Genomic DNA, 20,692 nt, shown 5'->3' on the forward strand with positions numbered 1-20,692 from the left:
TGCTCAATCACTCAAGAACAGGTTAATGCTCTTAAGAGAATGAGCGGTTTTTTATAATTTTTTTATCAAGCTTTAGTGCCATCGCAGCACCCTGCCGCGATGGCGCAATACCTAACTCAGTGTTAGGCACCGCGTTGTTTTAGCATAGCTACAGCCGGTAACTCTTTACCTTCTAAAAACTCAAGGAAAGCGCCACCGCCAGTAGAAATGTAAGAAACTTTATCGGCGATATCATACTTGTCGACCGCCGCTAAGGTGTCACCACCGCCCGCGATAGAGAAGGCTTTAGAATCAGCGATAGCTTGTGCGATACGCTTAGTGCCTTCACCGAATTGGTCGAATTCGAACACACCCACAGGGCCGTTCCATACGATAGTGCCAGCAGACTCGATGATTTTCGCTAAGGCTTCGGCGCTGTCGGGACCGATGTCGAAAATCATGTCGCTATCGGCTACTTCATTGACCGCTTTTAAGGTCGCAGCAGCTGTAGGGCTAAACTCACCCGCAACAACCACATCGGTAGGCACAGGAATGTCGCCACCGCGGCTTTGGGCGTTCGCCACTAAGCGCTTAGCTTCATCAATTAAATCCGCTTCGTATAAGGATTTACCTACATTGTGGCCCGCCGCAGCGATAAAGGTGTTGGCGATACCACCGCCAACGACTAACTGGTCCACAATACCAGATAAGCTTTCTAATACGGTCAGCTTAGTCGACACTTTAGAACCGCCAACGATGGCCACTAATGGGCGCGCGGGGTTGTCTAAGGCTTTGCCTAACGCTTCTAATTCTTGTGCTAATAACGGGCCTGCACAGGCGATAGGAGCGTGTAAGCCAACGCCATTGGTTGAAGCTTCTGCGCGGTGAGCGGTGCCGAAGGCATCCATCACATACACATCACATAAGGCCGCCATTTTCTTTGACAGGGCTTCGTCGTTTTTCTTCTCGCCTTTGTTAAAGCGAACGTTTTCAAACACAACCACTTCGCCTACCGCGGCGTCAACGCCGTCTAAATAGTCGGTCGCTAAACGGACGGTGCAAGACAGCGCTTTGGCCAAGTAATCGACCACAGGTTGCATGGAGAATTCGCTATTGTATTCACCTTCGGTTGGACGACCTAAGTGAGACATCACCATTACCGCTGCACCTTTGGCAAGGGCTAATTCGATAGTGGGAAGAGAGGCGCGCAGACGAGCATCACTGGTGACCACGCCGTTGCTGACTGGCACATTGAGATCTTCACGAATAAGCACTCGCTTACCTTGGAGATCTAAATCTGACATATTGATAATTGCCATGGTAACGCTTCCTTTTATAATCAAAAAAACAAACTGGTTTTGCATCAATCGGTTAGCTTAGATAGCTACTCGGCACTCGACATCCCGTCGAATTGGCCACTAGGCTTAACCCATTGGTATAAATTCTTATCTTCAGCTTTGTTTAGCTGCAATCATCGCCAAACTGGTATCTAGCATACGATTTGCAAAGCCCCACTCGTTATCGCACCACAGCAACAGTTTAACCAACTGCCCTGCGCTCACCCGAGTTTGGGTGCCATCGACAATACTTGAGCGCGGATCATGGTTAAAATCACAGGATACCAGCGGCTCATCAGTATAGCCTAAGATACCGTTAAATCGTCCATTGGCGGCCAATTCTAACACTTGATTGACAGTCGCAATATCCACTGTTTTATCTAATGTTACCGAAAGATCGATAGCGGTAACGTTGATCGTGGGAACGCGCACCGAAATCGCCTCAAACTTGTCTTTCATGTGCGGCAAAATCCGCTCGATACCGCGGGCAAGTTTAGTGTCGACAGGAATGATTGACTGGCCCGCAGCTCGGGTGCGGCGTAAGTCATCATGATAGGCATCAATCACTTGCTGATCGTTCATCGCCGAATGGATAGTCGTAATCGCGCCACTTTTCACGCCAAAGTGTTTATCCAGTACATCGATAACGGGCACGATACAATTGGTCGTACAAGAGGCATTGGAGACCACGGTATGCTCGGCGCGCAGTAAGTCTTGGTTGACACCGTAAACGATAGTGCCGTCAACATCGGCAGAAGAAGGGTGACTGATTAAGACCTGTTTGGCGCCTGCGTGGATATGGGCCTCACAACTGTTGCGATCTAAGATGGCGCCAGTCGCTTCATAGACGATGTCGATGTCCATTTCGTGCCAAGGCAACTTAGCAGGATCCGGTTCATGGAGAATTTTGATGACGTCATCGCCGATCAGCATCTGATCATCGACTAATTTGACTCTGGGCTGAAACCGACCGTGGGTAGTGTCGTACTGGGTCAGATGAATGATGGCTTCGGGCTTAGCCAACTCATTGATTGCGACAATTTGTATTTGCTGACGTTTTCCGGACTCATATAAAGCGCGAAGGATTGAGCGGCCAATACGACCATAACCATTGATTGCGACTCGGATCATTGAGGTCTTTATTTCCTCTTAACAATACTGCATATACAAAAACGGCCTGCAAACGATTGCAGGCCGCATTATACAGATTAACCTTTCAAAAGTTTAACCTTTTGTCGGTAATCTCATCACCTAAGCGATTAGCCTAGTGATTTTGCAGCATTCAGCACATTTTCAACGGTGAAACCGAAGTGCTTCAGCAGCACGTTGCCTGGCGCAGACTCACCAAAAGTGGTCATGCCTACAACAGTGCCTTCGAAACCAACATACTTGTACCAGAAGTCAGTATGGGCCGCTTCGATAGCGATACGCTTAGTCACAGCTTTTGGCAGTACAGATTCTTTGTAAGCAGCATCTTGCTTATCAAACTCAGTGTTTGATGGCATAGAAACAACGCGAACTTGTTTGCCTTGTTCGGTCAGCGCTGCAGCCGCTTCTACCGCTAATTGGACTTCACTACCGGTCGCAATCAGGATGTACTCAGGCGTACCTGCACAGTCTTGCAGTACGTAAGCGCCTTTTGCCACATTCGCTAATTGCTCAGCAGTACGTGCTTGAGCCTTCAGGTTTTGACGGCTGAATACTAGCGATGTTGGAGCATGACGACGTTCGATAGCCGCTTTCCAAGCCACTGCGGTTTCAGCCGCGTCACATGGACGCCATACCGCCATGTTTGGCGTCATACGCAGGTTAGCTAATTGCTCAACTGGTTGGTGAGTTGGACCATCTTCACCTTGACCGATAGAGTCATGGGTATAAACGAAGATGTTTTGAATGCCCATCAGCGCAGACATACGTACTGCGTTACGTGCGTATTCCATGAACATCATGAAAGTCGCGCCGTAGTTGATGAAACCACCGTGGAGTGACACACCGTTCATGATGCCGCTCATACCGAACTCACGCACACCGTAGTACACGTAGTTACCCGCTGGATCTTCTTGAATACCTTTAGAACCTGCCCACAGGGTCAGGTTAGAACCCGCTAAGTCAGCACTACCGCCTAACAGTTCAGGCAGAACTGCACCGAAGGCTGCAATCGCGTTTTGTGACGCTTTACGGCTCGCAATGCCTTCGCCTTTCGCTTGGCATTCTTGGATAAAGGCTTGTGCTTTGGCTTCGAAATCTGCAGGTAATTCACCTTTCAGAACACGGCGCTCGTATTCGGCAGCCAGTTCTGGGTAAGCTTTCGCGTAAGCGGCAAACTTGTCGTTCCATGCTGCTTCACGGGCGTTACCGGCTTCTTTAGCATCCCAACCTGCGTATACGTCGGCAGGGATGTCGAATGGCGCATGTGGCCAGCCTAAGAATTCACGTGCTGCTGCGATTTCCGCATCACCTAATGGTGCGCCGTGGCAATCGTGGCTACCAGATTTGTTTGGTGAACCAAAACCGATAATGGTTTTGCAGCAGATCATGGTTGGCTTGTCGGTCACCGCTTTTGCCGCTTCGATAGCCGCGCGAATCGCATCGCTATCGTGACCATCAACGTTAGCAATCACATGCCAGCCGTATGATTCGAAACGTTTTGGCGTGTCATCGGTAAACCAGCCTTCAACATGACCGTCGATAGAGATGCCGTTGTCATCCCAAAATGCGATCAGTTTGCCTAGGCCTAAAGTGCCAGCCAGAGAACAAGCTTCGTGGGAAATACCTTCCATCAAGCAACCATCGCCGAGGAAGCAGTATGTGTAGTGGTCAACAATCTCGTGACCTTCACGGTTAAACTGTGCCGCTAAGGTTTTTTCTGCAATCGCCATACCCACAGCGTTGCTGATCCCCGCCCCTAATGGGCCAGTGGTGGTTTCAACACCTGGGGTGTAACCGTATTCTGGGTGACCCGGAGTTTTTGAATGTAACTGACGGAATTGCTTCAGTTCATCGATAGGCAGGTCGTAGCCAGTCAGGTGTAATAAAGAGTAGATCAGCATAGATCCGTGACCGTTAGAGAGGATAAAACGATCTCTATCTACCCATTTCGGATTGTTCGGATTGTGCTTAAGGAAATCATTCCACAGCACTTCAGCAATATCTGCCATGCCCATTGGGGCGCCAGGGTGGCCTGAGTTTGCTTTTTGAACTGCATCCATACTTAACGCACGGATTGCGTTGGCGAGTACTTTACGGGAAGACATGCTCTCTCCTGCTTAATTTGTGGGGTCTAGCGGGCAATTTGGATGCATATTTTCCCCTACATAGCGAAGCGACGCAAACGAAAATTGCATTCCACTGTCCAGTCTGGTGGATTACACCTTTGAAGGTTTAGGCTAATTCATCTTAAAACACATTAAATATATTTGTAATACAATAATTCAAATATGTTATATCCTTTGTCACATTGAGTCCCATAGTAATCAGGCTACAACCTTGGTTTGAGCTTAGCTCAGCGATAACTTGCCCTACTCATCCAAGGCAAAAACCATATACCACTATCAATTCATTGAGTTAGAGCAGAAACTCCAGCGCCACAAACTCAGCCCGATTTGGGGCTTACCTCACTTTACACACAAATATTTAGTTTAGGGGGTGTCAACCAAGGGAAATTCCACTAAAATGGCCGTCTAGATGTAGATGCTTCTACACGTTTGATTGCTAACGACGAGATTTTCCTACTATGGCAAAGCACTTGTTTACTTCTGAGTCGGTCTCAGAAGGTCATCCCGATAAGATTGCAGATCAGATTTCTGATGCTGTGCTAGATGCGATTCTGGCCCAAGATCCTAAAGCACGTGTTGCGTGCGAAACATATGTCAAAACTGGCATGGTATTAGTAGGTGGCGAAGTGACCACCTCTGCCTGGGTTGATATTGAAGAGCTGACCCGTAAAACGGTTCGTGAAATTGGTTATGTCCATTCAGATATGGGCTTCGATGCCGATTCTTGCGCAGTATTAAATGCGATTGGTAAACAGTCTCCAGACATCAACCAAGGTGTCGACCGTGCCGATCCAAAAGAACAAGGTGCCGGCGACCAAGGTTTAATGTTTGGTTATGCCAGCAACGAAACCGACATTCTGATGCCAGCGCCTATCACTTATGCCCACGCATTAGTGAAGCGTCAATCTGAAGTACGTAAAGATGGCACTCTGCCATGGTTACGCCCAGATGCGAAAAGCCAAGTCACCTTCGCTTACGAAGACAACAAGATTGTTGGTATCGATGCGATCGTATTGTCTACCCAGCACAGCCCTGACATCGCCCAAGCGGATCTGATCGAAGGCGTGATGGAAACCATCATCAAGCCAGTTCTGCCAGCACAATGGCTGAACAAGGACACTAAATACTTCATCAACCCAACTGGCCGTTTCGTTATCGGTGGTCCAATGGGTGACTGTGGTTTAACCGGTCGTAAGATCATCGTAGATACCTACGGTGGTATGGCGCGTCACGGTGGTGGTGCTTTCTCTGGTAAAGACCCATCAAAAGTTGACCGTAGTGCGGCCTATGCTGCCCGTTACGTAGCGAAAAACATCGTAGCTGCGGGTCTGGCTGACCGTTGTGAGATCCAAGTGTCTTACGCTATCGGTGTGGCTGAACCTACTTCTATCAGCGTTGAGACCTTCGGTACTGGTAAAGTGTCTGAAGAAGTCTTAATCAAGTTAGTCCGTCAACACTTCGACCTGCGCCCATACGGCCTGACCGAAATGTTGAACCTAGCTCGCCCAATCTATCAAGCTACCGCCGCTTATGGTCACTTTGGCCGTAACGAGTTCCCATGGGAAGCGACGGATAAAGCTGACGCACTGCGTGCCGATGCAGGTCTATAATCTGCATTAAGCTCACGCTTTCGCACAAAAAAACCGCCTAAGGGCGGTTTTTTTATGCTTAGGATGTATTGCCTAACTCCATTACTCTCAGCAAGATGGCTTTCACTCTAGGCAAAAGTCAGAGACTCAATGAAGCCGTTAATCGCACAACTCCAATCCTGTTCTTGGGCGACCAATGTGGGCCATCACGAGCCCATGGCCAACACCTTAGGCAGCTTAGAAGACATAGCCACTTGCCTTGAAAGGGATCCCGACCGTTTTTTCGAACCGCCCTACACTGAACCCTATGAAAGCTTATGTGTTAGCGACCATCAACAAGCCGACAGATTAAAGCCACAAGTCTCTAGCGAAATCGTCGCTCAAATCGCGAAAACCGCCTATCTGGAAACGTGGAAAATAATGCCCGTTGCTGAGATTTGCGCGCTAGTCGCAGATGATGCCGATACCTTAGCCACCTTATTGTTAGCCGAAGTCACGCTATGCGACTTCACACAAGAACGTCTAACCTGGTACTTGCAGGGACGGCTTCCTTTTGGCTATCAAGGAAATTACCCGATGGGGAAATGGTTAATCCTGTAATCTGGATTAACAATGGTCAAAATGGGCGTTTTGCATACACAAGAGGTTGATCTGCGCGGCGGATAACAGTGCACAGTCTTGCACGCTGATTATCCTTGCGCCCTTAACGGCCTCAGGCGCTAAACGGACGATAGCCGCGCTGTAGGCATTGGTTCTGCCACAATCGAGCCAACAATCTTCAATCTGCAGCCAATAATGGGGGCGACTGTCGTCGCAATCGACTTCAAATCCACGGGCTTCACATTGCTGCAACGCACACTCGGATAGCAAGACGCGCAAATTATCCCAAGCCGACAAGTTCGCATTGGCGTATGTCATCAGCAGGGTACTGACTAAGTTATCAGTCACTATTTCTCTCCAACCAGAAGGCTTTGGCCTCGGGGCCTGGCATCGCCTTAGCGTATAACCAGCCCTGCACATAACCCACACCCGCCGCTTTAACAAACTCGGCCTCTGTGGTGGTTTCAACCCCTTCGGCAATCAAACTAAAACCTAAGCTATTACAAAGCTTACAGATTTGCAGATACAAGGTCCGCCCTTTTGGCTCACTGGTATTGGCCAGAATACTACGGTCTAGCTTAATACCATCCACATTGATCCGACTCAGCAGACTTAAGCTAGAGAACCCCGTACCGAAGTCATCTAAGAAGAAGCTAAAGCCATGCTGCTTAAGCTGACGCATGCTGCTATCGATGCGATTCAAATCCAACATAAAGGCCGATTCTAACATCTCAATTTCGACTCGGTTGGCAACACTGCCTAATCTTTCGTGCAGCGTCGCCAGCAACTGGGGATCGGTAATATTGTTTGGGTCGATATTGATGCTCACTTTAGGCAAAAAGCCTTCTAATTCCCAGCGGGCCAGATCCTCTGCAACCGTATTAATCACAAAGCGGTCAATGATATGGGAATAACCTGCACGCTGAAAGGCATCAATAAAGTAAGGTCCCTTCAAGTTACCATGTTCATCCTTCAATCGTATAAGCGCCTCAAACCCCACCACATGGTCACTGCTGAGGGCAATTTTTGGCTGATAATGCAGCTGTAACTCCCCTGCCAAGACTTCTTTAATGGTCTTCTCGAGGTTTAATTCAGCTTTCAGTGATTCTGACTGCTGCTGTGAGTAATGCTGCTCGGTCATACGGTCAATATCCGCTTGAAACTGCACGCGTTTGATTAACTCGCTATCAAACTCATAGTGCTCAGACATCAAGGAGAAACGCCGCACAAAGGGAAGATAAACCAATACTCCAAGTCCGATTAATAACACTTGGAACAACACCGCGCTGATATGGCCGCTGGCAATGTAAGCGTTTAGCAGTGGCGGCGTGATCCAAGGAAAGCTGTGCCCCTCAAAGCTTAAGATCCCAACATTTATGGCACTGTAAGCTAGGATAAAATTAATCAGCGGCGACAGAATAAACGGCACTAATAAACGTGGATTAAAGATAATGGGGAGACCGTAAATCAGGATCTCATTGATGTTAAAAATCGCAAAGGGTGTGGCAATTTTAGCAATATGCCGAGTGGCACTGTCTTTAGCACCGATAAAAATGGCAATGATCAAGGATAGCGTCGCGCCACTGCCACCATAGAGAATAAACAAGTCCATAAACTGGCTCGCAGTCAGGTGCGGCACCAATTCCATTAAGCCATTATCGACACCAATCAGCAGCAGATAGGCATTATCGCCATGCACCCCAAAACACCAAAGCACGTGGGTGATCAAAATCCGCATAAATAGTTGTACGCCTAGGCTCGCCTGATGCAGTGATTCAATCAAGGGGGCAAACAACCATTCTAAAAAGATAGAGGCTTCAGCAACAATGGCGAACAAGCCAATAAAGCCGAGCACTAACGGGAAGAATAAGTTTAAGTGTAGCTTTAAGTAACGACTAAGTGCCTTTGCCTTAATAAACTTTAGCCCTTTCCAAGCAGTCAAAAATCGTAATAAATAGGCCGAAATAATCGGCAAAATCGCCATACGCGGATCCGCTAAAATGGCACGCACATAATCGAGATTAAATACGTTGCCCGTATCTTGGGCATTAATAGCGAGCAAAAGACTCAGCGACAAAGAACACACCACAATCGCCGACTGCTGCAAATATTTAGCAAAATGGAAGGACAGGGAAATTAATGCCAGCAGCGGAAAAATCTTGGAAAGTTGTACCGAAAAGAAACTAATACTCTGATGAAATGCAGTGCCCTGCCAAGTCGGCATACCGATGTCGAGTAATGCAATAATCAGCGAGAGAAACGAATTAATTAAAATAAAAGGCAGTAACGCGATAAAGGATTCACGTATCGAGATAAGAAAACTTCTATCGAGAAATTGGCGTAGCTCAAACTTCATAGCGCTATTTTTATAGATTGGTATGCACTAACCATAGTCGATACTCAGTATTCCTCATAACGATATGGGTTAAATACTGAGTTTCCAGGCAAGAACAAGTGTAAACATGAGTGTTCACTAGGCTTGAGTACGAGCCACCATTAAATAGTAATCTCTTGCTGAAACCGTAAAAAAATCAGCCACTTGCATTGCAGCCTTTTGGGTGTGGGCGGCAAAGGAACGCTCGTTGTCCTCCGCGATAAAGGTCACCGCATAAGCAAAATGAGGGGCAATTTGCTGAAAAATCCCCTTCACTAAGGCCGCAAAAACTCCCTGACCTCGGTAATGTTGATCAATCCAAATCGGGCCATATTGGCAACTGTTCTGCTGCGTTAATCTAGGGCCATCCCACTCGGCCTTAGCCAAGCGGTTGAGGAGTGTGCGGTACATAGGCCAAGTGGTGAAAAACGCCCAGCGCCCGGCAATCACATAACCGATAATTCGCCCTTTATCTTCGGCCACTACCACCCAATGCCGAGTGACTAATTCGGTCAGCTCATTACGGCCGAATGCTTGCCCCTCCAACCCCATCGCCGAAGACGCCAGTTCATCGTTGAGGAAAGTCCTTTCTAATACAACTAAGGAATCAATATCTTGCGTCGTAGCTGGACGTATATTCACTGTCATTATCTTCACTCAATTTGGCGAGTAATCTGGTTGGCGGCGCGCCAGTATACAGGAGTCACCAATCATCCCAATAATAGATGCACAAAAAATGGTGTTTTTTTAGCCCATTGATTTGCAAATTATCCTGTTGTTTTCCAAACTTAAGGCATATTTTTTGCCCATTAGGCGCCACCATGTTGCCCGAAACCATCAACCCCAATGTCAGCCTACTCGATAGCGATCACCAGCAAGTCAATCTCGGTCGCTGGATGCACCAATGTGAGTTGATTAAAAGCTACTACAGCGCCACCAGCGTGTTTGTGCTGCAAATGACTCAGTCTGGGTTTGAAGTGATTGTCAGTTCGGTGAGCGAAACACCGCTGTTTACCTCAGGCACTTTGTTTGCGAGCGACTTCCCCCTGTTTGAACAACTTAAACATAGCCCTGCGGAAGGGGATTATCTTAATCTCGGCCGTTTTATGCTCGATGAATTGCCACGGGATTTTGATGGTATTCAACATATTCTCTCCCGCCCTATCGCTTGGCCCGACGGCAGTCAATTTGGCTCGCTGTGCGTGTTAAATCCCCACATGGTAGATCCCTTAAACAACAGCGCCATGCTGGAGCCCTTTCAAATTCTGCTGCAGCAGGAATTGTCCCTGCTATGTCAAAACCATCGAATCGAATCTCTGTCGATGCGCGATCAAGAAACCGGCATGCTCAACCATTATGGCTTTATGATGATGGCACCAAGGCAGCTCAATCTCGGCCGCCGTTTTGGCGCCCACGCGGGAATTCTTTTTTTCGAGTTGATTGAGGCAAACACCTCAGAAAACAGCTTAGAAGAGAAACACCACAGGCTGCTGGGCAATTTAGTCCAAGATACCATTCGCACCGCCGATGTGGCCGCCCATTTCAGCGCAACCCAGTTTGTGGTGTTAGCCTTTGTCGATAGTGAGCGCGATATATTGCACATTATGAAGCGGGTCGAAAAACAATTAGAGCAGCAAAATCACCATCTCAAGCTCGATGCCAGTTACAGCTTTTTTACCCCCGAATCGACGGCCAAGTTAGCGCCCATGATGGAGGACGCGCGCAGCAAACTCAAATCCATGCAGCCCGAGCCTGAACCAACGCCAGCGAATCAAGCGCTCAAGTTCGATGCCAAGCTGTACGATAATCCCGCCGCCGACTCGGCCGAGCTCTAGTCTCTATACAGGCAATTAGTCTTTATGCTTAGGCAATTCGTTTTTAGTCAGCTCATCCTGACGCTTCGCCCATTGGATAAAGAGCACCACGGGATAGGGAGACATCAGCACCAACCCTAAACCTATGAGACTTGAGATCAATAACATACCGCTGATTTCTAGACTCCATTGGGTCAACATATAGATCCCAAGTCCACAAACTAACATCAAAACACCTAACCAATGTAAAAACTTCAATAAATTCATAGTGCTTTTAATGGTATCTATCATATAAACCTCTTTTTATCTCCCGCTAAACTTGTACACTATGGCCATGAATACGGAAAAAGGAACTGAGACAATGTTAAAACAAACATTTCTATTAAGCGCATTACTTTTTGGTTTAACCGCATGTCAGAGCACAGACGTTGCCAATCAGGACACAGTGCCATTACAGGGAAGCTGGCATATTGAAGCCGTTCAAGGGCAACCCTCTGTGGATTACAGCCCAGCGCAAATCACCTTTGCCGATGAAGGTAAACTCTCTGGCAATAACAGCTGCAACAACTTCTTTGGCCAATATAGCCAGCAGGGGCAGGAGCTAAAAATCATTCCTGGCGGCAGCACGATGAAGGCCTGCGTCGATGCGCTGATGCAGCAGGAGCATAAAGTGATGCAAGCCCTGCCGTTAGTCGCTAAGGCCAAGTTAGTGCAAGGTCGTTTAACTCTGCTTAGCAGCGATGATAAGCCCGTCCTCGTCCTAAGCCAGCTTAAATAAGCTCGCTTCGATAATAAAAAACCGCCTAGTTGGCGGTTTTTTATTATTCAATGAATCAACTTTTCGTCGCGGCGTTTTCACTCGCGGCATTTTGCTCGGCAATCATAGCGCTCTGCACCATGTCGGCATTGTAATGTTCAACATCCAACTCATCTTCCGACTTAGCAATCACAGTCGTTGCCACTAAGTCACCAGAAACGTTTACCACAGTACGTGCCATATCGAGAATACGGTCAATCCCCGCAATCAAGGCCACGCCTTCTAAGGGTAAGCCAACGGTCGAAAGCACTAAGGTCAACATCACTAAGCCTGCGCCCGGCACCCCCGCGGTGCCGATTGAGGCTAAGGTCGCGGTTAAAATAATCGTTAGATAGTCGACCCAAGTTAAATCAATACCAAAGGCCTGCGCCACAAACAGCGCGGTCACGCCTTGATACAAGGCCGTACCATCCATATTGATGGTGGTCCCTAAGGGCAACACAAAACTAGAGATCTTCTTATTGACCCCGAGATATTCGCTCGCACATTTCATGCTTGCCGGTAAGGTACCCGCCGAACTTGAGGTGGTAAATGCCACCGCCATCGCATTGCTGATCCCCTTGAAAAAATGCAGTGGATTTAGCTTGGCAAATAGGCGCAGCACTATGCTGTAGAAGCCTAACACGTGGATAATACAGCCAATATATACGGCAATAATTACTTTAATCAGCGGCCACAGCATATCGATGCCATACTCGCCCGCGACCCATGCCATCAGACCAAATACCCCATAAGGAGCAAGCTTCATCACCATGTCGGTGAGCTTGTACATGGCCTCGGCAAGGCTTTCAAACACCTTGATAGCAGGCTTTCCATGGTCGCCAATCAAGACCAAGGCAATCCCAAGCGCAACAGCAAACACAATGACTTGCAGGATTTGGCCACTCGCCAAGGCGGCAACAGGATTGGTAGGGACTATGTCAATCAGGGTTTGCATCACCGAAGGCACTTCTTTCGCCGTTTGTACCGCTTCGTGTTGCAGTAAAGGCACGCCCGCACCGGGTTGCACCACATAGCCCACGGCTAAACCTAAACTGATCGCAATCGCGGTGGTGCAGAGGTAAAACGCAAAGGATTTAAAACCAATTCGGCCCATTTTGGCGGTGTCTTCCATTGAGGTCACACCGACAATCAATGAACAAAACACTAAAGGCACAATCAGCATCTTGATGGTATTCACAAACAGGGTGCCAATAGGTTTCAGGTAAGAAGCCTGCTCACCTAAGCTGACGCCCACCGCAATCCCCAACACCATACCAACGAAAATTTGCAGCCACAGGGGCACTGACATCCAGGAAGACCAGATCCGGCCTAGGGCTGATGACCTATGTTTTGACATGTTTATAACCTTGAGTTTGAAATGATGATAGGGCTGAGCCTTATCCTTGGCGGGACTAACTTAAATTAGCCAGCCGCCGAGTCTAACATAAGGGATAAAATTCTAAGGATGATCTATATCACGTTGATGCCAACCGCTGCAAAATCCAGCTAAGGCAAAGCCTAGGCCTCAAATTGCACCGAATTGGCCGAGGCGGCAAAACGTTGGCGATAAAGGGATGCGGGCGGCTGCTCGCACTCGATAAGGTAGCTCCAATAGTCATCATCAAAACCGCTGAAAAGTGACTGATTATCCCCCTGTGATTTGAGGATCAAATACCACCAAACCAGCCCCCATAGCCCAAAGGTGATTAAGGTGAGCATAAAGTGCATGGCGTGATTAATCTGAAGATCTTTTTGCACATCATAGGGTTGTAAAATTTTTGGCTTAAAGCGACGAGTTGATTTTACGAATGCCATAATCGCACCACTCCCTTAGGGTGAAAACCTTATTCAAGCCTAGCAGATTAGACTTTAGTCGTACAAAAATTAGCCGAGATTAAAGCAGGATTTGAAACGCTGTTCACTCGTTCTTCTAAACTGTTCCGTGCTAAAGTGTGCCGCCGAATAAAGCCGATGCATAAGCGTCATCCCCATACACAAGAGCGGTAGAGGTACTAACCGCCGAGGAGTTGTTATATGTTGATCCGTAAAGCTAAAGTGCAAGATCTCACCGCCCTAGTTCAATTTAATCAGGCAATGGCGCAGGAAACCGAAGGCCTCGCCTTAGACGAAATGACCCTGATTAAAGGCGTTAATACCCTACTGAATCACCCTGAGAAAGGTTTTTATCTGGTAGCCGAGATTGATGGCGAAATTGTCGGTTCGCTGATGGTGACCTTCGAGTGGAGCGACTGGCGCGCCAAAGATTATTACTGGATCCAAAGCGTTTATATTCGTCCACAGAATCGCCGTCAGGGGATTTATGGCAAGCTCTATGCTGAGGTAAAACAACTGGCCGAGGCCAATGGTGGCGCCGCGAGTTTCCGTCTCTATGTGGAGCAGGAAAATACCGCCGCTCAGCAAACCTACCAAGCGCTAGGGATGAAGCAAAGTTACTATCTGATGTACGAAGAGAAGTAATAAAAAAAGGATCGGGCATAACCCGATCCTTTCGTTTCAAACCGCTTTTAATTCCAATCTTAGCTTAACAAGCCAAACAGAATGGCGGTCATCGCCAGTAGGCCCGCAATAATCACAAACACGTTGCTGATGCGGTTACGGTAAGCCTTCAGCGCCGGCACTTTGTACACGGCATACATTGGCATTAAGTACAAAATCGCCGCAATAATCGGGCCGCCCAGCGCCTCAATCATCCCCAAAATACTTGGGTTTTTAATCGCAACAGCCCAAATCGTGGCAAACATAAACACTAAGATAAACTTGTTCAGCTTGTTCTCACTGATTTGTTTGTTACTTGAGCGCAGCTGCTTAACGATAATGCCCTTCATGCCCTCTGTTGCGCCCATGTAATGACCAAAGAAAGAAGACACAATCGCCACAAACGCAATGAAAGGCCCGAAGTAGCTGACAAAACCACTGTCATGCACGTTCGCAAGGTAAGATAAAATTGGCAGGTTCTTCGCCTTCGCTTCAGCCAACTGCTCTGGCGACAGTGACAAGACGCAGGAGAACACGAATAACATCACAAAGCCGACTAACATCATCGAGGTGTTACGCAGGATCACATCGGCCTTACGAGCCGCATTCGCCCCATGGTCACGCTTAAGGGAAACCGAAAATTGCGAAATCGCCGGAGAATGGTTAAAGGCAAACACCAATACTGGAATGGTTAACCATACGGTGCCTAAAAAGGCGCCGGTGTCTGGCACGACTTGCAGCGCATCCATTTTCCACTCTGGGATCAGATAGATGGACATAAAGGCCAAAATGCCCACCAGCGGATAAACCAGCAGTTGAGTCACTTTTAGCATAAATTGCTCACCGGCAACCATCACTGACATCATGCCGAAAATCAACACGCCAGACAGCAGGAAACGTGGCGGAGAGGCCATGCCCAACTGGTTGACGATAAAGCTGTCGACGGTATTAGTGATCCCCACCCCGTAGATCAACACAATGGGATAAATCGCTAAGAAATACAGCAGCGTAATCGCTTTGCCCGCGCCAATCCCAAAGTGTTCTTCAACCACTTGGGTAATATCACTGCCGGGAATGCTCGATGAACATACGAAACGTGACAGGCCGCGGTGGGCAAGATAGGTCATAGGCCCGATGATAATGGCCATCAAGACTAAGGGCCAAAATCCGCCCATGCCCGCATTGATAGGAAGAAATAAAATGCCCGCCCCCACAGCGGTGCCGAATAAACTTAGCATCCAAGTCGTGTCTTGGCGCGTCCATGGTAAGTGTCTTGTTGTGCTTTCTTGCGTGCTTTGAGGTGTTTCGAGAACACTGATCGCATCTTTTTGCATATTAAAATTACCTTACGGTGATACCGCATAAAAAATTCGGCGTAAGGATAGCGAAAAAGCTTTAGCAAAAGTTGATCTAACGCCATTTTAAGTAATGAAATTTCAAATAAAACGGATATTGCGACCTAGATCCATGATTTGGCGTAATAAATTTTCAATAACGCATCAAAACGATCACAATAAATCACCAAGAAGACACAGTAAATTCACCCAAGCACCTAAGTTGCGACATCTGCATGTCGTCGATAAAAAAACCAAAGTGGCGTTAAGTCGCAAAAATCGCCCAATTGGGATAGAACTCAATCAAGTGCTAATAAAGTTTGAAGTAGATCACCCTCCATATTGTTAAATTTTTACATTTTGAAACAGCAAGCGCTGCGCCAGAGAAAGCCCATAAAAAAGGCCCACCTAAGTGGGCCTATCGATTAACGACAACTCAGCCATTACTGGGCTTTTTGCAGTGTCAGCTCTGTAGTCGAAATCACCGCAGGGGCAATATCGGCTTCCTTAAACAGTAAAGGACGGAAACTCTTACTGCTGGAATACAGATTGCTTTGGTCGGTAAAGGAAGGTGACAGTATGTTGCTCGACTCCGAATAGGTGAGTATGCCGCGCGCGACAGGGCCTTCATCGGTAAAGCTTACCGCCATCATCCAGCTTGAGCCGTAACGCACTTGGTAACCCTTGACCGTCATGCCTGAGGCCATCGCCTTACCCGTAACAACGTCCATCAAAGGCGCGTACTTATGCTGCGGGATCAGAGTGTCATCTCCCGATAAGCTCGTCGAAAATACGTTGAATCCACCTTCTGCGTTATGGCTGCCCGGCCAAGGTAAACGCGCGCCGCTGGCAGTGCCATCGGGGAGTGATTTCTCGACAAACTGCACATCACCTAGCGGTGCATCTAAGGCAAAACCTGCGGCTTCAAGATTCAAGGCCGCATGGGCAAGCGCCACTAATGCGCTACCGTCGGTGGTGAGCGTGTTAGGCGTGGTCGCCGCATTCGCGGGGTCGAATCCCTTGGTCAGCATGGTTTTTTGGCTGAACTGATGGGCAAACTCACGCAATAAGGCGCCGCCTTTACTGTCGTTATCTTGCTTACCGTTCCAGGCTTTGAGCGCTGCACAGGCTGAGGTGAGATCCTTAGATAAGCTCGCAGATACCACCACAGGCGTACTGCCCTGCGCCTCACATTGGGCAATCAAATCCGGCAATACCAACTCAGCTAAATAACTGCGATTCGACAATACCGCGGCTTCTAACTCTTCCAGATTAAACTTGCCATCGCTACCCGCCGCATCCTGCATTAAGGTTAAGCCCATACGAGTACGCAGCGATAATTGCCCGGCTTCTGGACCATACATAGGCGAGAAGTACGTCAGCGGCTCATTCAGGTTGGTTGACCAGAAGGAGTCATTGGAGTTTTGCACAAAGTCGCTACGCTCAAGCTTAGGCGCACGCTCATAAGGGGTTGGGCCATTAAAGCTAAATAATGAGGTATTCCCCGGCAGAATGGTAAAGCCCGCCTGCTGCTTGGCCGCCTTAATATCGGGCGAAGTCTTGAGCACCACTACGGCCGCCTCGGATAGACCGGGCACGGTCGAGTCGTCGATGTAGAAGGCGTTACCCTCTTTATCGGCATACATAGTGTTATTGAAAATTACCCCATCGTAATCTTTAAAGGCTTGTTGGAATTCGTCTTTATTAGTCGCTAAGTTCATGGCGAGCCAATGATCGACCGGATCCATAGTTGCCATGTTGGCATCTTGGATCATAAAGGCACTGCCATCATCCCAACCAAAAGGTGCAAGCGAAGGTGGCGCCTCGACCATAGGTCCTTTTGCCGTGGTATAAATATCCTTTTCGGCCACTAACATGCCAGCGGGGCCGGCGTTCACTAAGATAGACACTGTCTCTTTATTGATCGGCATCGGCTGCCCATCAAACAGGTATTGCAATCTGTCGCCCGAGACCAACTCGAGGTTATACATCACAAAATGTTCGGCGGTTGAGAAGGTATGAGTCCAAGCTAAGTCTTTGTTAAACCCAATGTTGATAGGGCCTGGCATGCCCACCAGCGAGCCGCCCATCATATCCAATTGGCCAGGGATAGTAATGTGCGATTGCCAGAAGCGCAGGTTGCCCGTGTGTGGGAAATGCGGATTGCCTAGCACCATGCCGCGACCATTTTCGGTCTTATCTTTACCCAAACCCCAACCGTTAGAGCCTAAATCCCGAGGATTGGTCTCGGGTGTGGTAATGCGCGCCGCACGGGCAAGCAACTTAGACTGCATATCGCTGACAAACGCGGTTTGTTCTTGGCTTGGTGCAGGTCCGACGATGCGTGGCATGTACTCCTGCCCATCCCCTGGGTTGGCGTAGAAAATCAAATCGAGGAAGTTAGCCGCGCCGGGTAATAGGGCGATGGAAAACAGATAAGTGACCACATCCTCTGGCACAATGGGCTTCACCCACGGTTGACCGCCACAGAAAGGTTCGGCGGTTTGTTTACCCGCCTCAACATCGGCAAGGTATTGGTTATAACCCGCGGTAAAACCTTGGATTAATGCACGGGAGCGCTCGCTAAACTGTGGCCACTTGGCCTCAGCTTGCTCACGGATTTTTAAGGCTTTATAGGCAAAGTCGGAGATTAAGTTGCCATTGTCTTCTGAGGTGGGCTGCCCTGTGGTGAAATCAATCGACGCATGGGGACCAAAGTACATAGAGCGTTGGGAGTTGGCCTTAATAAAACCATCGGCGAGCACGCAGAGGTTGTCCTGCGCCTGCGCGTAACCGCTACCAAAACCTAAGCTTTCTAAGTTATCGGCTTGGATATGGGGCACACCGTAGGTAGTTCGACGAATATTGACTTTGAGTAAGCCGTTGGGGGCAAAGGTTTGCAGCTGGGTTTCAGGTTCGGTAGGTGGAGTGCTATCTTCGCTGTCGTTACAGCCTGTGAGCATAACGCCGCAGGCCATCCCCATCGCGATCATGAGTTTGTTGAATTTCATTATTATTATCTCTTAATTTTAGTTCCTTCAATGACATAGCTTTACTGCTTAAATCAGCTAATTGACTGAAGGAGCAATAGTCGTATGTCGCTTCCTGATGCACGACTCTGGCTATTTGCTCCCCATACATTCGCTTTTTTACTGAGCCAAGGCGATGAATATGGCAAAATAGAAAACCCAGAGGCGAGACACCTCCGACCATTTAAGCAATGATTCAAACGAGCGTCCACATTAAAAACCAAAATAAATAACTTATATGCAACAAAACATTATCAAAGTGATCGTCGGTTCGAAAAACCCCGTCAAAATTAACGCGGCGGCCAATGCTATGGCGCTGCTCTTCCCCGACTATGAGATCCAAACTCAAGGTATGGATGCGCCATCCGGCGTGCCCGCGCAGCCAATGACAGATAGCGACACCCGCCAAGGGGCTATCAACCGTGTCCACTATTGCCAGCAACACGTTGAAGCGGATTATTACTTTGCGATGGAAGGCGGCGTCGATTGTTTCGAGTTTGGTCCTGCGACCTTCGCCTATATTGCGATTGCCCACCAAGCCCGTTTGAGCATTGGCCGAGGCGCCTTGTTGCCACTACCTATGCAGGTCTATCAGGCGCTCGAGGCGGGTGAAGAGTTGGGTCATGTGATGGATAGACTGTTTAATACGGTTAACATTAAACAAAAAGGTGGCGCAATAGGCCTACTCACCCACGGCCACGCCACCCGTGAGAGCAATTACACCCAAGCGATCATCCTCGCCATGGCGCCGTTTTTAAATCCTGAGATGTACCCTTAAATTTTGTTAATGAAATATTGCAAAGCCGAGCAAAGCCCGCTAATTTCGTTGTAACTTGCAACTAAATGATTCGAACTGAGCCACTGCCAGCCCACACAAGTGCTGCATGGCTCAACTTTGGTTAACCCTGATGGCATTCAATCCGACTATGGCAAATGATCCCGGCTCATCTAGCCAACTGAGACACCTTTCCCGCTATATGGTCAGACACTTAGGCATGCTCAATGCGGCCTTTGGCGATTTACCTCTGTCCCCAGTACAGGCCCATGCCTTGTTTGAGATAGGCAATCAACCGCAAACCATTAAGGAACTCGCCTGCAAACTGAGCATAGATAAATCCAATGCTAGCCGTGCAATCAAACACTTAGTCGATAAAAACCTCGCCCAGAGCCAAATGCATCCGCGGGATAATCGCTGCCTCGTCGTACAACTGACTCCTGCGGGTAAAAAGCTGCTCGCAAAATTAGATAGCCAGCAAAATCAACTCTTTCAAGAAATCTTGGCTCAGCTGACCCCAGAGCAAATTCAACAAATCGAGCAAGCCCTAATGCAATACAACCAAGCCATACATAAAGCCAAACAACAATCGGGTTATCTTATCCGTGAAGCCACCGCCGCCGATGATGCCGCCATTGCCCAAGTGATCCGCGCGGTTTCCGCCGAATACGGCTTAACCGCGGATAAAGGCTATAGCGTTGCTGACCCAACCTTAGATTGTTTAAGCCAAATCTATTCGCAGCCGGGCGCCCAATACTGGGTGATAGAACATGAAGGCCAAGTGGTTGGCGGCGCAGGCATAGCGCCACTGGCTAACAATGAAGGTATTTGTGAGCTGCAAAAAATGTACTTTATGCCTGAGATCCGCGGTAAAGGCTTAGCCAAGCGTTTAGCGCTGCAGGCCTTAGACTTCGCCCGTGAAGCGGGTTATCAGAGCTGCTATCTCGAAACCACCGCATTGCTCAAAGAGGCCCTAAAACTCTACGAACACTTAGGGTTTAACTACCTAAGCGCCCCACTTGGTAATACTGGCCACGACGCCTGTGAAATCCCAATGCTATTACCACTGCACGCCGAGCAAACCCCATAACCACTCGCCAATATCAGCAGGCCATAGGCCTGCTGAACCCGTAAATGAGTAATTTACTCATTGAATAATGTGTTGTGATTTATGCCCAAATTCGACCAAGTCTGTTGTTATCCCTCCTAATTCGCATAGTTTTTTATTCAGCACCTGTATTAAACTAGGCCTCTTTTTCATCCGGTAAAATGATATTTATCTAGATGAATT

The 20,692-nt window shown here is 48.3% G+C and carries 18 protein-coding genes; 7 read left to right on the top strand and 11 right to left on the bottom strand.

Annotated elements, in window-relative coordinates:
* Positions 1-122: 122 nt before the first annotated feature.
* The 3 genes from L2713_RS08030 to tkt form a co-directional block, all read right to left on the bottom strand.
* On the bottom strand, positions 123-1,298 hold the full coding sequence (locus L2713_RS08030; protein WP_248967531.1) for a phosphoglycerate kinase: 1,176 nt from the start codon (positions 1,296-1,298) through the stop codon (positions 123-125).
* 132 nt (positions 1,299-1,430) lie between these two features.
* Entirely contained in the window at positions 1,431-2,447 is a 1,017-nt protein-coding gene (epd, locus tag L2713_RS08035) for an erythrose-4-phosphate dehydrogenase (RefSeq protein WP_089067058.1), read from the bottom strand.
* A 128-nt stretch (positions 2,448-2,575) separates the two neighbouring features.
* Positions 2,576-4,570, bottom strand: coding sequence for a transketolase (gene tkt / locus L2713_RS08040; RefSeq protein ID WP_248967532.1), 1,995 nt, complete (start codon positions 4,568-4,570; stop codon positions 2,576-2,578).
* A 479-nt stretch (positions 4,571-5,049) separates the two neighbouring features.
* Here tkt and metK point away from each other — a divergent pair, with 479 nt between their 5' ends.
* Together metK and L2713_RS08050 are read left to right on the top strand one after the other, a co-directional pair.
* On the top strand, positions 5,050-6,201 hold the full coding sequence (gene metK / locus L2713_RS08045) for a methionine adenosyltransferase (protein WP_011621567.1): 1,152 nt from the start codon (positions 5,050-5,052) through the stop codon (positions 6,199-6,201).
* A 129-nt stretch (positions 6,202-6,330) separates the two neighbouring features.
* On the top strand, positions 6,331-6,780 hold the full coding sequence (locus L2713_RS08050; protein WP_248967533.1) for a hypothetical protein: 450 nt from the start codon (positions 6,331-6,333) through the stop codon (positions 6,778-6,780).
* A 6-nt stretch (positions 6,781-6,786) separates the two neighbouring features.
* On the opposite strand, the gene L2713_RS08055 is transcribed toward L2713_RS08050, so the two are convergent.
* From L2713_RS08055 to L2713_RS08065, 3 genes are all read right to left on the bottom strand, one after another.
* A complete protein-coding gene (locus tag L2713_RS08055; protein WP_248967534.1) occupies positions 6,787-7,128 on the bottom strand; it encodes a hypothetical protein in 342 nt (113 codons plus the stop codon).
* Positions 7,121-9,136: an EAL domain-containing protein gene (locus tag L2713_RS08060; RefSeq protein WP_248967535.1), complete on the bottom strand. Its 2,016-nt coding sequence runs from the start codon at positions 9,134-9,136 to the stop codon at positions 7,121-7,123. The genes L2713_RS08055 and L2713_RS08060 overlap by 8 nt, the downstream gene beginning before the upstream one ends.
* Positions 9,137-9,253: 117 nt before the next feature.
* Positions 9,254-9,802, bottom strand: a complete 549-nt coding sequence (locus L2713_RS08065) for a GNAT family N-acetyltransferase (RefSeq protein ID WP_248967536.1) — start codon at positions 9,800-9,802, stop codon at positions 9,254-9,256.
* A 173-nt stretch (positions 9,803-9,975) separates the two neighbouring features.
* Here L2713_RS08065 and L2713_RS08070 point away from each other — a divergent pair, with 173 nt between their 5' ends.
* A complete protein-coding gene (locus L2713_RS08070) occupies positions 9,976-10,989 on the top strand; it encodes a GGDEF domain-containing protein (RefSeq protein WP_248967537.1) in 1,014 nt (337 codons plus the stop codon).
* A 15-nt stretch (positions 10,990-11,004) separates the two neighbouring features.
* Here the strand turns inward: L2713_RS08070 and L2713_RS08075 are convergent, their stop codons facing one another.
* Positions 11,005-11,259, bottom strand: coding sequence for a hypothetical protein (locus L2713_RS08075; RefSeq protein ID WP_248967538.1), 255 nt, complete (start codon positions 11,257-11,259; stop codon positions 11,005-11,007).
* A 70-nt stretch (positions 11,260-11,329) separates the two neighbouring features.
* Between L2713_RS08075 and L2713_RS08080 the strand changes: the two genes are divergently transcribed.
* Positions 11,330-11,746, top strand: coding sequence for an META domain-containing protein (locus tag L2713_RS08080; RefSeq protein ID WP_248967539.1), 417 nt, complete (start codon positions 11,330-11,332; stop codon positions 11,744-11,746).
* Between the two features lie 55 nt (positions 11,747-11,801).
* Here the strand turns inward: L2713_RS08080 and L2713_RS08085 are convergent, their stop codons facing one another.
* Together L2713_RS08085 and L2713_RS08090 are read right to left on the bottom strand one after the other, a co-directional pair.
* Positions 11,802-13,124, bottom strand: a complete 1,323-nt coding sequence (locus L2713_RS08085) for a dicarboxylate/amino acid:cation symporter (RefSeq protein ID WP_089067050.1) — start codon at positions 13,122-13,124, stop codon at positions 11,802-11,804.
* Between the two features lie 161 nt (positions 13,125-13,285).
* Complete coding sequence (locus L2713_RS08090) at positions 13,286-13,582, bottom strand: DUF4234 domain-containing protein (RefSeq protein WP_248967540.1); 297 nt, start codon at positions 13,580-13,582, stop codon at positions 13,286-13,288.
* A 219-nt stretch (positions 13,583-13,801) separates the two neighbouring features.
* Between L2713_RS08090 and L2713_RS08095 the strand changes: the two genes are divergently transcribed.
* The gene (locus L2713_RS08095) at positions 13,802-14,245 is read left to right on the top strand and encodes a GNAT family N-acetyltransferase (RefSeq protein ID WP_248967541.1); all 444 of its coding nucleotides are present in this window, start codon (positions 13,802-13,804) and stop codon (positions 14,243-14,245) included.
* A gap of 59 nt (positions 14,246-14,304) precedes the next feature.
* Here L2713_RS08095 and L2713_RS08100 read toward each other — a convergent pair whose 3' ends face one another.
* Both L2713_RS08100 and L2713_RS08105 read right to left on the bottom strand, forming a co-directional pair.
* Positions 14,305-15,597: a serine/threonine transporter gene (locus L2713_RS08100; RefSeq protein WP_248967542.1), complete on the bottom strand. Its 1,293-nt coding sequence runs from the start codon at positions 15,595-15,597 to the stop codon at positions 14,305-14,307.
* 443 nt (positions 15,598-16,040) lie between these two features.
* Positions 16,041-18,608 carry an acylase gene (locus L2713_RS08105; protein ID WP_248967543.1) on the bottom strand — a complete coding sequence of 856 codons (2,568 nt, stop codon included), beginning with the start codon at positions 18,606-18,608 and terminating at the stop codon, positions 16,041-16,043.
* 256 nt (positions 18,609-18,864) lie between these two features.
* Between L2713_RS08105 and yjjX the strand changes: the two genes are divergently transcribed.
* Both yjjX and L2713_RS08115 read left to right on the top strand, forming a co-directional pair.
* Positions 18,865-19,404 carry an inosine/xanthosine triphosphatase gene (yjjX, locus tag L2713_RS08110; RefSeq protein ID WP_248967544.1) on the top strand — a complete coding sequence of 180 codons (540 nt, stop codon included), beginning with the start codon at positions 18,865-18,867 and terminating at the stop codon, positions 19,402-19,404.
* Positions 19,405-19,510: 106 nt separating this feature from the next.
* Positions 19,511-20,491: a bifunctional helix-turn-helix transcriptional regulator/GNAT family N-acetyltransferase gene (locus L2713_RS08115; protein ID WP_248967545.1), complete on the top strand. Its 981-nt coding sequence runs from the start codon at positions 19,511-19,513 to the stop codon at positions 20,489-20,491.
* The last annotated feature ends 201 nt before the right edge of the window (positions 20,492-20,692 follow it).

Origin of the sequence: Shewanella seohaensis, assembly GCF_023283775.1 — a bacterium.
Classification (GTDB): Bacteria; Pseudomonadota; Gammaproteobacteria; order Enterobacterales; family Shewanellaceae; genus Shewanella; species Shewanella seohaensis.